The organism is Bacillus sp. FJAT-29790, assembly GCF_019039215.1.
Taxonomy (GTDB): domain Bacteria; phylum Bacillota; class Bacilli; order Bacillales; family Cytobacillaceae; genus Cytobacillus.
In genome coordinates, this window is record NZ_JAHNZZ010000002.1 from 57297 (window position 1) to 72907 (window position 15611).

A 15611-nucleotide genomic window follows, 5' to 3' on the forward strand; every position below is an offset into this window, starting at 1 on the left:
AAGCGGAAATCAACTGCACTCCTTTTTGGTCAAATAGCAACAAAGTTTACGAAGACAGCCTTATGTAAATCAAATGTTGGATGTAAATGTTATGTAAATTGAAATTTACATAGTCTTAGTGTGGGAAGGGTTTTTGCTTAATATTTGTTTTGTATATTCATAGTGTAATACAAAACAAAAACAAACATATTCAGGAGGGAAATGACCATGTCTTGGATTCGTAATTGGAAAAAAGGAATAGTAGGTGTAATGACTATTTCAATGTTAGCAGCGTGTTCATCAAATTCTACTAAAGAAACAAGCGTAGAAAAAGAATCTAATTATAACGATTTAACATTGGCACAAATAGAAGAGATGGCGAAAGCAGAAGGTAAAGTGAATTCAGTTGGGATGCCGGATACTTGGGCGAACTGGGTTGAAACTTGGGATGAGTTAGGAGCAAAGTATAATTTGCAACATTCGGATACAGATATGTCTAGTGCAGAGGAGTTAGCAAAATTTGCAGCAGAGAAAAATGATGCTACAGCTGACATTGGTGATGTTGGAATTGCCTTTGGACCGATTGCAAAGGAGCAAGGTTTAACGCTTTCGTATAAAACATCATACTGGGATGACATTCCAGCTTGGGCGAAAGATGATAATGGAGACTGGGTCGTTGGTTATACAGGCACGATGTCCTTTATTACAGATGAAAATAACGTGAAAAATGCACCAACATCTTGGGCAGATTTAAAAAATGGAAATTTCAAAGTTAGTATAGGAGATGCACTAACAGCAAATCAAGCACAATTCGCTATTTTAGCAGCTGCCTATGCGTTTGGTGGAGATGAAAAGAATATTCAACCGGGGATTGATTTCTATGCAGAATTAGCGAAACAAGGTCGTTTATCTGCTGGAGATGCAAGTGTTGCTAATCTAGAAAAAGGTGAAATTGATGTTGCTTTACTTTGGGACTTTAATTCATTAGGTTATCGCCAACAGATTGATGAAGCACGTTTTGACGTAACGATTCCAGAAGAGGCTTCTGTTACATCTGGTTATGCCACAATTATTAATAAGTACGCGAAAAATCCGCATGCAGCAATGTTAACTCGTGAATACATTCTTTCAGATGCGGGGCAAGAAAATTTAGCAAAAGGATATGCTCGTCCAATTCGTGAAAATGTTAAATTATCACAAGAAGTTCAATCTCTATTGTTACCAAATGAAATGTATAAAAATGCTCAACCAGTGAGCGATCAAAAAGCTTGGGAAGACACAACGAAAAAGATTCCACAAATGTGGCAAGAGCAGGTGTTAATCCATGTCAAATAATCGCTTAATTATGGTCGTTGTGGATGCGTTACGTTTTGATACGGCGTGCTCGCATATGGGATTTATGCAGCATCTCGTTGAACAAGGGAAAGTTGCACGTTATGAAGTGAAATCGGAAGTCCCTTCGTTATCTCGGCCATTATATGAAACCATTTTGACTGGAACGCCGCCTTTCGTTCATGGTATTGTCGGCAATGGGGTTATTCGATTATCGACGCAAGAAAGTCTGTTTCATTTAGCAAAACGCAGCGGGAAGAAAACCGCTGCTGCTGCTTATTATTGGGTAAGTGAGCTTTATAATCATGCACCTTTTCGACATGGTGTCGATCGAATTCAACTAGATAAAGACGCACCAATTGAAAATGGCCTGTTTTATTTTGAAGATCATTACCCGGATAGTCACTTATTTGCCGAAGCACAGTGGCTTGTTTCAGAAAAAAAACCAGATTTTCTCTATATTCATCCGATGAATGTAGATGATGATGGACATAAATTTACAGCAGATTCTGTTCAATATCGAAATCGCGTTTTGGCTACAGATGCCCTATTGGCGCTTACATTGCCAAAATGGATGGATCTTGGTTACGACATCATTGTGACAGCTGATCATGGGATGACTAGTGATGGGAACCATGGCGGAAATACAACAGCTGATCGCCACGTTCCGTTATTTATTGCCTCTAAAAAAGTAAAGCCGGTTGTTCAAGAGAAGATCGTGTCACAGTTGCAAATTGCGCCGCTTGCTTGTCATCTACTTGGAATCGATCCATCAGAAGCGATGGTTCCTCTAATCATACCTGGTCTAGCCGATTAAAAAAAAGGGAGACATCATGATTATGAATGGAAAAAAAAGCGTCCTTCTCATACTAGTCCCGTTCGCTTTATTGATGATATTCTTTTTCCTCGTACCGCTCATTTACATGTTAATGAGTAGTTTTTCAAACAGTGATGGGTTTACGTTAGAACATTATCAGGAAGCGTTATCGAGTTCTTATATTTTACAAGGTTTTAAGAACAGTTTGGCATTGTCTATCGTTTCAGCATTCATCGCGTTAGTCGTTTCCTTGTTAGGGGTGTATGGGATGACCTATTTTCCCGAACCGATTCGCGAAAGGTTATTGATTTTGTCAAATTTAACATCCAACTTCTCTGGCGTACCCCTTGCCTTTGCTTTTATCGTATTACTTGGAAACAGTGGTCTATTTATTCTAGCGCTTGATTCGTTTGGCTGGGATTTATCCTTTTCTCTTTATAGTTGGTCAGGACTATTACTTATTTATATTTACTTTCAACTTCCTCTTTCAATTATGTTATTATATCCGATTTATTACGGTATTCAGCAGCAATGGAAAGATGCAGCTGCGTTATTAGGAGCTTCATCATTCGCATTTTGGTTGAAAATTGGCCTGCCTATTTTATTGCCTGGTATTGCAGGTACATTCACGATCTTGTTCGCAAATGCGATGGGTGCGTATGCTTCTGCTTATGCTTTAACGGGAAGTAATTTTAACTTAGCGGCCATTCGTATTGGGGCGCTGATTAAGGGGGATATTTTTGCTCAACCAGAATTGGCTAGTGCCATTGCCGTTATACTTGGTGTAATTATGATTATCGGAATGTTACTAAGCGAATGGCTTATTAAGAAAACGAGAAAGGATTTGTTAAAACGATGAAAAAGTTTACAATCGTCATGCTCATCCTGATCGGAATATATTTAGCTTTACCGATTCTCGCAACGGCTTTGTATGCATTTTCAACAGAATGGAATAAAACCATTTTGCCGGAAGGATTAACGTTCGAATGGATTGGTGCGCTATTTCAAGATGCTCGCTTTATCGAAGCATTCGGTCGATCTGTTCTGCTTTCAGGTGGAGCGGTAGTCATTTCAATTTTGTTTATTGTGCCGGCAATTTTTGTGATCGTGTTATACTTTCCATCGTTAGAAAAGTGGTTTCAGGCCAGTATTGTGATGGTATATGCCTTCCCAGGTATTATTTTAGCAGTTGGTTTAATTCGATTTTATTCAGGTACAAGTCTGCCTATGATACTCGCTGTGACCGGCGTATATGTCATTAGTGTGCTCCCGTATATGTATCAAGGAACACGGAATAGCTTGAGAAATGTGCAAGGTCGCCAATTAATGGATGCGGCAGAATTATTAGGTGCTTCAAAAATGGATGCTTTCCGTAAAGTTTTGCTGCCATCAGTTTATCCAGGATTATTTGTTGCAGCATTGCTATCGTTTTCCGTATTATTTGGCGAGTTTGTTTTGATTAACCTTGTTGTTGGTTCGCGTTTTGAAACGGTTCAAATCTATTTAATGTCAAAATTAAGTACAAGTGGTCATATTGCGAGTGCGATTGTGTTTGTATACATCGTGTTGATGGGAATTTTAACGCTAGTGATGGCGACATTAACGAAAAAAGCGAAAGGAATGACAAGCACATGAGTGATGTAGTGTTAAAGGATGTCTTTAAAGAATATCAAAATACAAAAGTTCTTACTGGGATTGATATGAAAATTGAAGATGGTGAATTCGTCACTTTGCTTGGACCAAGTGGTTGTGGGAAAAGTACGATTTTGCGCATTTTGTCAGGACTAACAGATGCGACGGGTGGTACGGTAATGATTGATGGGAAAGATATGAAGAAAATTCCTCCCAAAAAACGCCAAGTCGGTATGGTGTTTCAATCATACGCACTATTTCCGAATATGAACGTGTATGAAAATATTGCATTTGGTTTGAAAATGAACAAAAAACCAGCAAATGAAGTGGCCGAACGAGTAGAAAGAATGTTAGATCTTGTCGGTCTAAAAGAAAAGAAAGAGGCATATCCGCATGAGCTTTCCGGAGGTCAGCAGCAAAGGGTCGCACTTGCTCGTTCACTCGTTGTTCGTCCGAAAGTATTGTTGCTTGATGAACCGTTAAGTGCGCTTGATGCGCAAATTCGGAAACATCTGCAAGTCGAACTGCGCACGATCCAACGTGAACTGAATATGACGATGATTCTTGTTACACATGACCAAGAGGAAGCCATGTCCGTTTCCGATCGCATTTTCGTCATGAATAAGGGGAAAATTGCACAAGAAGGAACACCATCGGAAATATATACAAAGCCTAAAACCGAATTTGTTGCCAATTTCATTGGTCGATACAATGTTTTTTCAAAGGCCCAACTAGGAAAATTAGCTGGAAAGGGAATCGGAGTGCCTGGACAAAAATTTGCGATCCGTCCAGAATCCATTCATTTACAATCGCAATCCTCCTCTTACTCACTGCGTGCGATTGCTGGCAATTCTGTTATGAATGGAAATGTGATTCGTACAATCTTTCATGCGGACAATAAGCAATTTATGATGGAACAATTGCATCATCGTGCCTCCGCTTTTGAAAAAGGCATAGAATATCAACTATTCGTAGAACCTGAGGATGTCATTGCTTTATCATGAATGGATTAAAGGAAGAACGCCAGCGTTTAATTATTCAATGGGTGAAAGAGGAGAAGCGTGTATCCGTTGCAAAAATGGCGACAACGTTTTCTGTTACGCCAGAAACAATTCGTCGAGACTTGACCGAGTTAGAGGAACGGGAACAGTTAACTCGAGTGCATGGTGGAGCTGTCTTGTATACAAAAATAGAAGAAGAACAAGCTTTTTTACGGAAGCTTGATATCAATCGGAAAGAAAAGGAACAAATAGCTCTAGAAGCAATATCACGTATAGAAGATGGAGATACCATTGCGATCGATGTCGGAACAACAACGGTTCATATTGCTGATTTTATTCAAAACTTGCAAAACTTAACCATTGTAACGAATTCGATTGCAGCTGCCGATCGTCTTAACCAAGCGATTGAAGAGAAGCGAATAACTGGTAAGGTCATCATGCTAGGCGGTATAACGAACCCTGCGCAATCCTCTGTCTCAGGCGCTATGACACTGGAATGGTTAAGTCATATGCGTTTGGATAAAGCATTTATTTCTTGTGGTGGTATGGTTGCAGATACAATTTATGATTATGATTTAGATGAATCGCTCGTTTCAGCGAAAATGATGGCATGCAGTAAGAAGAATATTTTGCTAACAGATTCATCGAAAATAGGTGTTCCGTCTTTCTTTTCTTTCGCTCAGGCGAACCAATTCGATGAAGTGATAAGTGAACAGCCTTGTCCGAAAGAATGGAAAAAATGGTATCCGAAATGGAATATTGCTAAGAGGAGTCGAGTGGAATGTTAATCGATTATCATGTACATCTAGAAGAAGGACCATATTCGTTTAGCTGGCTCGAACGAACAGCGAAAGCTCTTGAACATTTTCAACCTAACGAAGTGCTAGAACATGGATCGAAAGCAAAGATTGAATACCAAATGAACCAGTTGCAAAAACGATTGAATGCTGGCTGTTATAGTCAAGAATGGTTAGACTTATATTTGAAAAAAGCAAAGCAAATCGGTTTGAAGGAAGTTGGAATTGTCGATCATTTGTATCGCTTTGAAGAAACGAAAAATTATTTTGAAACAGCGTTGAATTTAGATCCGTCTGATTCAATTGGCGCATTGCAGTCATATTGGTTGAGAAATGTCATGACGGAAAAGATGGACGAATTCGTTGAAGCGATTTTAGCAGCAAAAAAACGCTGGGAAAAAGAAGGTGTCTCATTAAGGTTAGGCATTGAGGCGGATTATTTTGTCGGGCAAGAAAAAGAGCTAGCAGCACTCTTAGAGGGACAACCATGGGATTATGTGATTGGCTCTGTACATTTTGTGGATGGGTGGGGATTTGATAATCCACAAACCGCATCCCGCTTTGAAAAACTAGATTTACAAGCGCTGTATACACGTTTTTATGAAACGGTTGAAAAAATGATTCGTTCAAAGATGTTTGATTTTGTTGCACATTTAGATAATTTAAAAGTATTTAATTTCAAGGTCGACAATGAATCTTTTAATCAAGAATGGTATGAACGTATTGCCGACGCATTAATAGAAACGAATACCGCCACAGAAGTGAATGCGGGTTTATACTATCGCTATCCGGTTAAAGAAATGTGTCCATCCGTTGATTTTTTAACGACCATCGTCAAAAAGGGTGTGCCAATTACTCTTTCTTCTGATTCACATTTTCCCGATGATCTTGGCAAACATATTGCAGAAAACAAGAAATTGTTACAGCAATTAGGCTCCCCACATATAGCAACCTTTCATCAAAGAGAAAGAATCTTAGTGCAGATCCAGTAAAATGGGTCTGTTTTTGTCTAGCGATCCGACTACGTTGTTTTAACTTTATTCAGCAGAAGTCTCCCACTGCTATATGTGGCGAGATTAATACAAAAAGGTATCCAATTCAGTGGGGTTCAAACCCCGGCTGAATAAAGTTAAGCCTCAGATCTTTTAAAGGAAATTATCGAGCAAGGTCGATAAAAATCTGGGCGTCAATACGCAAAGGCGAATTTGATTGACGCCGCCCTCATTTCCAACTCAAACCTCTACTAAAACTTACTAATAAACATGATAGAAAACTTTGGGAAGTGATGCAGATACTTTATTTTTAATGATCAGAAATGATATAGTATGATTAATAGAGTGTCTAATAAACATAAATGATGATACCACTTCTTAGGGGATGATATTAAATGAATAAAGATGTGATCCCTTCTCCAATGAAGGTTGAAAAAGCAACATTTTCATATGAACGAAATAATTCGAACTTATTCGCTGATCTCAGATCACTTTTTAAGGCACCGGTTTTAATCTCTAATGTGTTGCCTGTATTTGCCGGATTCTGGTTGGCACTCCACTTTACCAGTGGTTCTTTTTCAGATCATTGGGATGTTTTTTGGCTAATGATAATCGGAAGTACATTGGTTATGGCTGGTGCACTCATCCTTAACAACTGGTACGATGTTGATATTGACACAGTCATGGCTAGAACGATGAAGCGTCCTACAGTTACAGGTAATATTGCCCTTAATACGGTTTTAACTATGGGAATTGTCTTTACTGTCCTTGGCTTTATCCTCTTATTTTTTACAACCATTGAAACTGTCATATACGCATTTGTGGGATGGTTCACCTATGTAATCTTGTATACAATGTGGGCAAAACGAAGATATACACTTAATACAGTTATTGGAAGTATTTCGGGTGCAGTAACACCTCTTATTGGATGGGCGGCCATAGCACCTGGTTTTCATTTAGTTCCAATCGTGTTGGCTCTTATCCTGTTTATTTGGCAAATGCCCCATACTTTTGCTATAGCAATGAAGAAATGCGAAGAATATAAAGCTGCAAATGTTGCGATGCTTCCAGTTGTACATGGTTTTCAAATAACAAAGCGTCAAATTGCTGTATATGTAGCTTGCTTACTCCCTTTACCATTTTATCTAGCGTCGTCGCTCGGAATAACCTTTGTTGTCCTTGCAACATTGCTTAATGTTGGTTGGTTAGTTGTGAGTTTTAAAGGATTTAAAACGAAAGATGATCTAAAATGGGCACATTTGATTTTTATGTACTCGGTAAATTATATAACCATCTTGTTTCTGATGACGGTTATTGTGACATTACCAATATTCCGTTAAAGCGGCAGATTAAAAGAAAAACCAGAATTCCTAATAACGGATTCTGGTTTTTTTGTCGAAAATCTCCTGGAAGAAAAAAGTTATCATAAGATGGTCCATGGTGGCTTTTAAAAAAAGCTGTTTTCTAAATGATTGTTATTTTTAAATAGGTTTTGTATGACGTTGATTGGAGCGGAAGGTGCGAGACTCCTGCGGGAGAAGCGGGACAGGTGAGACCCCACAGGCGCAAGGCGCCGAGGAGGCTCACCGCCCGCCCCGCGGAAAGCGAGCATCCTGGAGCGGAAATCAACTACACCTCTTTTTGGTTAAATAGCAACGAAGTTTACGAAAAAAGCCTAAATAAAATAAAGTTGAACGATATTCCATCGATGACCGTCATATCAATAACTAGATAAATCTTTGGGGGAATGAATATGAAGGAACAAAATATTCAATTTGAAACAGATGTGACGTTAAAAGGGTCGGTTAGTTTTCCTGAAGTTTCGGAGGGGAAACTTCCGCTTGTAGTGATTATTCACGGCTCTGGACCCGTTGACCGAGATGGCAACGTAAAAAATATGAAAATGAATGCCTACAAAATGCTGGCTGAATTTTTTGCATCGATAGGGATTGCTGCACTAAGGTTTGATAAACGCGGTGCAGGTGAGAGTGGGGGGGATTTCTATGAAACGGGAATGTGGGATCTTGTAAACGATGGTGTTGCCGCTGTTCAAGCTGCACGAAAGCTTCCTGAAATCGATCCGGAAAGAATCTTTTTACTTGGACATAGTGAAGGGTGTATTTTGGCACCGGCTATCAATAAGCAAGTTGAAGCAGCTGGGCTTATTTTACTTGCTGGTCAAGCGGATAGCATCCGAAACGCCTCCGAGCAGCAAGTCCGTATACTTGAGGAAGAGGTTGTGAACATGAAGGGCTTCCTTGGCATCATGCTTCGCGGTTTAAAAGTGCATAAAACCTCCACAACGAAGCAGACAAAGCTTTTTGACGAAATCGCCGCGTCAGATCAAACGGTAATCAAAAAAGGGCTAGTAAAGATCAATGCCAAATGGATTCGTGAACATTTTCAATATAAGTTTGAAATAGATCTTGCCGCTGTTAACTGTCCAGTACTTGCTATAACTGGAAATAAAGATGTTCAAGCGAATCCTCAGCATGTACATCTTCTAGCTGAAAAAGTACATGGGCCTGCAGAAGCCTATAATGTAAGTAAGATGAATCACCTTCTGCGAGATCAAGAGGAACCTGCCTCCATGATTAAACTAAAATCCATTTACAAAAAGGGCTTCTCCAAACCGCTAAGTCCGGAAATGCTCTCCATAATAGAGGAATGGGCTGAAAAGAATATCATTTTGGAACCTGCCGTGGTGTAAAAACAAAGATAGTATGCAATATGGTTTATTCAATTTCACAACTCTCATATTTATGAAATATTTTATAAAGTTTAATATGGATTAGTTAAAAGCCCTTCTGCCAAAGGGTTTTTTTTATTTTGTTAATTATTCCCTTTATTTTGGGGCAACATAATGCTTTACGGGTTTCGAGTCGTTTGGGCAAATTGTTTTTATAAAATGGCTGTGTTAAAGCACACTGTTGATATTTGCACTTTGTTGATTGGAGCGGCAATCAACAGTCAAGATTAACAGAACCTATAAAATAAGAGTAAAGGATTGGGAATCATGTATAAAAGGCAGGAGAGAATGTTAATTTGGATTGTATTTATTGTTGCTGGTATCATGCTGCTATCAATTTTAGGCAGGATATTCGGTAGTTAACGGAGGTAAGACAGAATGGGAAATGTGGAAGCTGTTTTTTATAGTCGAGTACTTACAGAACTTACATTATCGTTTCATATTATTTATGCAACGATTGGTGTTGGAATTCCGCTTATGATCATGATCGCGCAGTGGCTTGGAATTAAAAAGAATGATGAACATTACATACTACTTGCTAGAAGGTGGGCGCGCGGATTTGTCATTACAGTGGCAGTGGGCGTTGTCACAGGAACAGCTATCGGATTGCAGCTCTCGTTATTGTGGCCGAATTTCATGGAATTAGCGGGGAACGTCATCGCGTTACCCCTATTTCTGGAAACATTTGCATTTTTCTTTGAAGCGATTTTTCTAGGGATATATCTTTATACTTGGGACCGTTTTGAAAACCAGAAGAGACATTTGCTGCTATTGATTCCTGTTGCGATTGGGGCATCTTTTTCAGCCGTATTTATTACGATGGTGAATGCATTTATGAATGCCCCACAAGGCTTTGACCTTGTAAACGGTCAATTGGTCAATATCAATCCGATAGTGGCAATGTTTAATCCGGCAATGCCAACAAAAGTCGCCCATGTTGTGATTACAGCTTATATGGCATCTGCTTTTGTGCTTGCGGCGATTGCTGCGTATCGGTTACTTAAGGGATCTAATCATGTTTATCACAAAAAAGCCCTTTATTTAACGATGAAATTGGGCTTGATTTTCTCAATTGCTACTGCTGTTATCGGTGATTTTTCTGGTAAATACTTAGCTGAGTATCAACCAGAGAAACTGGCTGCGGCTGAGTGGCACTTTGAAACAGAAGTAAATTCACCACTTATTTTATTTGGCGTTTTGGCCAACGGTGAAGTGAAGTATGCCATTAAAATTCCATTTGCTCTAAGTATTCTGGCGCATAGTAATCCAACCGCAGAAGTAATTGGATTAAACCAATTTGCTGAAGATGAAATTCCCCCACTTTATATTCATTACTTATTTGACTTAATGGTACTCATAGGCATGTGGATGACAGCTTTATCAGCTGTATTTGTTTTTGCCACTTATAAAGGCTGGTCGTTTGTAAAAACGAAATGGTTCCGCCTGCTTATCATTTTGGGTGGTCCACTAACCATGCTTGCGATTGAAGCAGGATGGTGGCTGGATGAAGTTGGTCGTCAACCATGGGTTTTACGTGGGATAATGAGGACTGAAGATGCAGCAACTACAAGTGGTCAAGTGGACTTGATGCTTATATTATTTGCAGGACTTTATCTCATTTTAGGTATTGGAAGTATTGTCGTGTTAACGAAAATGTTCCGCCGAAATCCCGTTGAAAAAGAAATTGCAGATCGGTTAGCGGAAATGGATGGTGAACAAAGATGACGCTTGAAATTATCGGAATTTCAGTCTTGTGGTTGTTCTTGTTTGGGTATGTTCTTGTTGCTTCAATTGACTTCGGTGCTGGGTTTTTCAATGCGTATGGCACCTTTACAGGACGAGAGCATATTTTGACGAAAATTATTCAACGGTATTTATCGCCCGTATGGGAAGTGACCAATGTTTTTCTTGTTTTTTTCTTTGTCGGTATGGTCGGTTTCTTCCCAAAAACTGCTTTTTATTACGGCACAATCTTACTCGTTCCTGCAAGTATAGCGATCATTTTGCTTGCCATTCGCGGTTCTTACTATGCTTTTGCCACTTACGGAAATAAAGGTCATAAAGGTTACACATTTATGTATGGATTATCTGGATTATTTATCCCAGCTTCGCTGTCCATCATTTTAACGATCTCAGAAGGCGGATTCGTTTCAATGGATAATGGAAATCCAGTACTTGACTACTGGGCCCTTTTTTCAAATCCGCTTACTTGGAGTATCGTCGTATTAAGCTTGTCAGCGGTCCTTTTTATTTCTTCAGTCTTTTTAACATGGTACGCTCATAAAGCTCAAGATCGGAAAGCAACTGATTTATTAAGAAAATATGCGTTAATCTGGGCAGGGCCGACAATGATTACGGCAACTGGGATTATCGTCGAGCTTCGGGCGCATAATCCTGAACATTATACTCGGATTCTCGATTTGTGGTGGCTGTTCGGTTTGTCATTCTTCCTATTCGTAGGAACAGTGTGGCTTGTTTGGAAACGCCGTAATTACGGTCTTGCCTTTTGGTTTCTAACGGGACAATTTGCCTTAGCATTCTTTGCATATGGAATCGCACATTACCCGTATCTCTTATATCCGCACCTAACGTTGTATGATAGCTTTACGAATGAAGCGATGGCGATTGCGCTTATTGTTGCATTTATTGCGGGATTAGGCTTGCTTTTGCCATCCCTGTATCTTCTTTTACGCCTATTTTTATTCGATAAAAACTATATACGAGGGGAAAAAGCATAATAAAATGTTTGGAGGATCTTTTATGGTGAATTTCCTTATTTTCTATGCTCCAATTGTCGTTGCATTAGGATCAATTGCTTTGGCGTTTTGGGTTGGGTCGAAAGATCAAGCTGTTCGGGAGGAGTGAAGTGAAATTCCCATTAGTAGGGGGATAGCGCCCATATTATTAAAGCATTCGGCAAAGATTTGGGTGATTAGAGCGAACATAAATGAAGGCAACTTTCGGAATGATGGAAGTTGCTTTTTTTGCTTTATTTTAGGAGTTTTTAGCATAGTATGAATCTATAGGTGAAATTTTTGCTAGAGGAAATTTGTTTTTTATGCAGTAAACGAGATTATTGCCTAGAGAGATCAAGCAGGTGAAATTTGCTGTTAGGGAAAAAACATAAGACTTCCGACATTATGAAGGCGAGACACCGAATAAGTGTCGGTTAGCACGCGGAAAAGGAGAAAATTCATGCTTGAGTTAATATCCACATACAAATGGCCGTTGCTTGTAAGTTTAGAGGTTTTATTTTGGGTGACATTTATCGTTTTTTTAATCCTGAAATATTGGTTTCAAGCAAAAATAAATATCATTTTTTTGGTGTTAACTGTAATTAGTGAGTGCTTTGATTTGCCGCTTGCTGTACTAGATTATGTGAACACAGGGCGATTCTCACTTTTCCAAGTGGTCATCTTTATTTCTTATATTTATGCACTGCTATTTGGCAAAAATAACATGCGTAAGCTTGACCGTCTTATTCAGAGAAAAGTGATGGTTATGAAGGAGAGGTCTTTCCCATTAGTAGACAAGCAGCATCCACTGACGCTGGCAGAGCAAAATCATGCGATGACCGTAAGAAAGGGATTCTATTTCCATTTTCTTATTTTTTGTATCGCCCACCTTCTTTTTATTGTGGAAATTGGCATAACCTCCACATCTTCTAGCTATATATCGGACTTTCTAAACTGGCTCGGTAATTACCATTTCCAGTTTTTTCAGAATGAAGCAATTAATCGTGCCAGTTCAATTTGGAGGCTGATCTTGATTATCAATGGGATTATGGCAGTATCCTGTTCGATTTGGCCAAAAGAACCAATGCCTCGATAATAAAGGTTCATGTTCCCCAATGCAATAATGCAACGGGGGACTTGAACCTTTTCTTTTGTTTCAATTTCTGATACTTGAGTTAAGAAAAATAAATTTACGTATTGGTTTTGTTCGGATACAACCTAAATCAATTTATCTTTTTCTTGTTCAATTGCCGATAACGCTAATTTATTTATCGTCATATCATCCATCGGTGGATTATGCAAACCAGCTCTTACATCTCGGTAGTACCGTTGTAAGGGGTTGCTGCGTTGAAGACTTTTTGCCCCTACGACTCGCATTGCTTTATCCACAATCGTGATGGCTGCATTTGTAACTGTATGCTTGACGACAGCAATTTCATTTGCAAGGTATTTTCTTCGGGTTTCATCATCATAAGCCGCTGCAACACTATAGATAAGATGTCTTGCTTTTATTAACTCCAAATCAATTTCTCCTAGAAGTTGTTGGACATTGGATAATTGGCTAATCGGTCCATTTAGACTATTTGGACAATGATGATTGGCGAAATGGACAGCGTAGTCACGTGCCGCTTGTGCAACGCCAAGATAACATGCAGGAATATGAAGGCTCCAGCCGTTCAATTTTCGGCCCCCACTTGGTGTGTCGGGTAGTTCAACAAGCTTTGAATGATCGACCTTTACATTATTAAGAACAAGATCATGGCTACCTGTTCCCCTCATTGAAATGACGTCCCATGTTTCATCAATGGATAGTCCTTCTAAATCTTTATGCAAGAGAAAGAATCCGACTTTTTGTTTTTCCTCAACCCATGCAGATGTTAGAAAATAAGTTAATACTGGAGACGTAGTTGTGAAAGTTTTACGACCTGAAAGGATCCAAGACCCATTATTATTGACGGCATTTGTTCCAGGGCGGCCGCCTCTAGTTGGACTTCCTGTTTGGGCTTCACTGACTGCGCGATTCACTAATGCTCCGTTTAGAATTTCTTTCGCAAAAAAATTCAAGTTTTCATTATCCCAAAGCTTTTTTTCGAAAATTTCCCCAACAACCCCAAGATTCCAACCAATGGAAAGTGCTGTGTTTGCATCAAAACTAGCAAGTGTTTCTTGAAATAGGACCATATCATAGACTTTTAATCCTTCTCCACCATAAGCATTCGGAAGGGTGATACTTGAATATCCCATATTGACTAAATCTTGAATATTTTCTTTTGGAAAGATTGCTAGCTCATCAATTTGGCCTGATATATTCTTGAACTTTGTTGCTTTCTCATGCAACTTTTGTAACCAAGTCTTTTGACTTTCCGTTTTTAGAAATAAAGTAATCACATTATCCCTCCTAAATAAGTTAAGGCAAGTGTTTAATTATTAATTTGCAAAACTATTAAACTGGGTTTAATCATTTGTAAAGTGATAATAATAAGTGCTGCAATCACCCTCCTCGAATTCATACACCTCATAGTCGTTAGCGGATATATCTATTATTCTCCTCGCATATGAAGTAATTCACTAATCGTACAAACCTTCAATCCACTATCGGCAGCATGATTCAAAATAATTGGAAGAGCTTCAAGAGAAGATTTTGTTGGATGCATGAGAATAATAGAGCCATTCTGTAGCTTAGGGACAATTCTATTAATAATCTCGTTGTGATCCTCGAGTTTCCAATCCAATGTATCTAACGACCATAAAATTGTTTTCATTTTTTCCTTCGCCGCGATTTCGATGACCCTTTGATCAAAATATCCAAAGGGAGGGGTAAAAAAAGCCGGTTTTATTTTTAGGTTTTCTTCAATCACATCATTGGTTCTTGTGATCTCATTGGTAATCTCTTCTTTAGAAAGAGTGAGCATATTAGGATGTGAATATGCATGATTACCAATCTCATGTCCGGCCATCCGAATCATCTGTGCAAATTGGGAATTGTTTTCGACCCATCTGCCCTCAAGGAAAAAAGTGAGGTGAATTTGATAGTCTTCTAGAATTTTCAACAAATCCATCAAATATTCATTCCCCCATGCGACATTTACCATAAGCGAGATTTTTGCAGATTGCGAATCACCTTGATAGATCAGTGTGTTTTCCATCTAATCTTGTCCTCTCTTTATACTTTTAATAAAATATGCCGCTAATTAGGAGTTTGTTTGTGTCAGTCACTCGCATTTTTCATTCTTTTTTAGTCAGAAATACTACACAATTTAAAATGCAAAACATATTGTGGATTAGCATAGTTGATGAAGCTTGTATCATATGAACGGGGACGAATGATGAAGGAATTAAAGAAGATAAAGATTTACGTTAATGGCCACCCTTTGGAAACCCCATGTTTTCATAAGGAAGACAAATTGATGGTTCCAGCCCTTTTATTTAAACAAGGATATGAATTTGTCACGATCGATCAATTCATTTAAAAAGAAAGGCTGTTTTCGTAAACTTTGTTGCTATTTAAGCAAAATGAGGACTAGTTGATTTCCGCTCCAGGAGCTCGCTTTCCGCGGGGCGGGCGGTGAGCCTCCTC

At 38.9% G+C, this 15611-nt stretch carries 16 protein-coding genes; 14 read left to right on the forward strand and 2 right to left on the reverse strand.

Annotated features, from left to right (window positions below):
- Positions 1 to 207 precede the first annotated feature (207 nt).
- From BGM26_RS15340 to BGM26_RS15395, 13 genes are all read left to right on the forward strand, one after another.
- Positions 208 to 1314 carry an ABC transporter substrate-binding protein gene (locus BGM26_RS15340; RefSeq protein WP_217040850.1) on the forward strand — a complete coding sequence of 369 codons (1107 nt, stop codon included), beginning with the start codon at positions 208 to 210 and terminating at the stop codon, positions 1312 to 1314.
- A complete protein-coding gene (locus tag BGM26_RS15345) occupies positions 1304 to 2128 on the forward strand; it encodes an alkaline phosphatase family protein (protein ID WP_217040851.1) in 825 nt (274 codons plus the stop codon). The genes BGM26_RS15340 and BGM26_RS15345 overlap by 11 nt, the downstream gene beginning before the upstream one ends.
- Positions 2129 to 2150: 22 nt before the next feature.
- Positions 2151 to 2987 (forward strand): ABC transporter permease, encoded by an 837-nt coding sequence (locus tag BGM26_RS15350; RefSeq protein ID WP_217040852.1) that lies wholly within the window; start codon positions 2151 to 2153, stop codon positions 2985 to 2987.
- On the forward strand, positions 2984 to 3763 hold the full coding sequence (locus tag BGM26_RS15355) for an ABC transporter permease (protein WP_217040853.1): 780 nt from the start codon (positions 2984 to 2986) through the stop codon (positions 3761 to 3763). Before BGM26_RS15350 ends, BGM26_RS15355 begins: the two co-directional genes overlap by 4 nt.
- Positions 3760 to 4764 (forward strand): ABC transporter ATP-binding protein, encoded by a 1005-nt coding sequence (locus tag BGM26_RS15360; RefSeq protein WP_217040854.1) that lies wholly within the window; start codon positions 3760 to 3762, stop codon positions 4762 to 4764. The genes BGM26_RS15355 and BGM26_RS15360 overlap by 4 nt, the downstream gene beginning before the upstream one ends.
- Complete coding sequence (locus BGM26_RS15365) at positions 4761 to 5549, forward strand: DeoR/GlpR family DNA-binding transcription regulator (RefSeq protein WP_217040855.1); 789 nt, start codon at positions 4761 to 4763, stop codon at positions 5547 to 5549. The genes BGM26_RS15360 and BGM26_RS15365 overlap by 4 nt, the downstream gene beginning before the upstream one ends.
- A complete protein-coding gene (locus BGM26_RS15370; RefSeq protein ID WP_217040856.1) occupies positions 5543 to 6550 on the forward strand; it encodes a histidinol phosphate phosphatase domain-containing protein in 1008 nt (335 codons plus the stop codon). The genes BGM26_RS15365 and BGM26_RS15370 overlap by 7 nt, the downstream gene beginning before the upstream one ends.
- A gap of 395 nt (positions 6551 to 6945) precedes the next feature.
- Positions 6946 to 7890: a heme o synthase gene (gene cyoE / locus BGM26_RS15375; RefSeq protein ID WP_483297808.1), complete on the forward strand. Its 945-nt coding sequence runs from the start codon at positions 6946 to 6948 to the stop codon at positions 7888 to 7890.
- Positions 7891 to 8303: 413 nt separating this feature from the next.
- Complete coding sequence (locus BGM26_RS15380) at positions 8304 to 9260, forward strand: alpha/beta hydrolase (protein ID WP_217040857.1); 957 nt, start codon at positions 8304 to 8306, stop codon at positions 9258 to 9260.
- Positions 9261 to 9677: 417 nt separating this feature from the next.
- Positions 9678 to 11024: a cytochrome ubiquinol oxidase subunit I gene (locus tag BGM26_RS15385; RefSeq protein WP_217040858.1), complete on the forward strand. Its 1347-nt coding sequence runs from the start codon at positions 9678 to 9680 to the stop codon at positions 11022 to 11024.
- Entirely contained in the window at positions 11021 to 12037 is a 1017-nt protein-coding gene (locus BGM26_RS15390) for a cytochrome d ubiquinol oxidase subunit II (protein ID WP_217040859.1), read from the forward strand. The genes BGM26_RS15385 and BGM26_RS15390 overlap by 4 nt, the downstream gene beginning before the upstream one ends.
- 22 nt (positions 12038 to 12059) lie before the next feature.
- Entirely contained in the window at positions 12060 to 12164 is a 105-nt protein-coding gene (cydS, locus tag BGM26_RS21975) for a cytochrome bd oxidase small subunit CydS family protein (protein WP_483297809.1), read from the forward strand.
- Positions 12165 to 12494: 330 nt separating this feature from the next.
- A complete protein-coding gene (locus tag BGM26_RS15395) occupies positions 12495 to 13130 on the forward strand; it encodes a hypothetical protein (RefSeq protein WP_217040860.1) in 636 nt (211 codons plus the stop codon).
- Positions 13131 to 13252: 122 nt separating this feature from the next.
- Here the strand turns inward: BGM26_RS15395 and BGM26_RS15400 are convergent, their stop codons facing one another.
- Both BGM26_RS15400 and BGM26_RS15405 read right to left on the reverse strand, forming a co-directional pair.
- Positions 13253 to 14422, reverse strand: a complete 1170-nt coding sequence (locus BGM26_RS15400; RefSeq protein ID WP_217040861.1) for an acyl-CoA dehydrogenase family protein — start codon at positions 14420 to 14422, stop codon at positions 13253 to 13255.
- Positions 14423 to 14574: 152 nt separating this feature from the next.
- Complete coding sequence (locus BGM26_RS15405; protein WP_217040862.1) at positions 14575 to 15180, reverse strand: polysaccharide deacetylase family protein; 606 nt, start codon at positions 15178 to 15180, stop codon at positions 14575 to 14577.
- A gap of 147 nt (positions 15181 to 15327) precedes the next feature.
- Between BGM26_RS15405 and BGM26_RS15410 the strand changes: the two genes are divergently transcribed.
- Positions 15328 to 15504: a hypothetical protein gene (locus BGM26_RS15410; protein WP_217040863.1), complete on the forward strand. Its 177-nt coding sequence runs from the start codon at positions 15328 to 15330 to the stop codon at positions 15502 to 15504.
- Positions 15505 to 15611 lie beyond the last annotated feature (107 nt).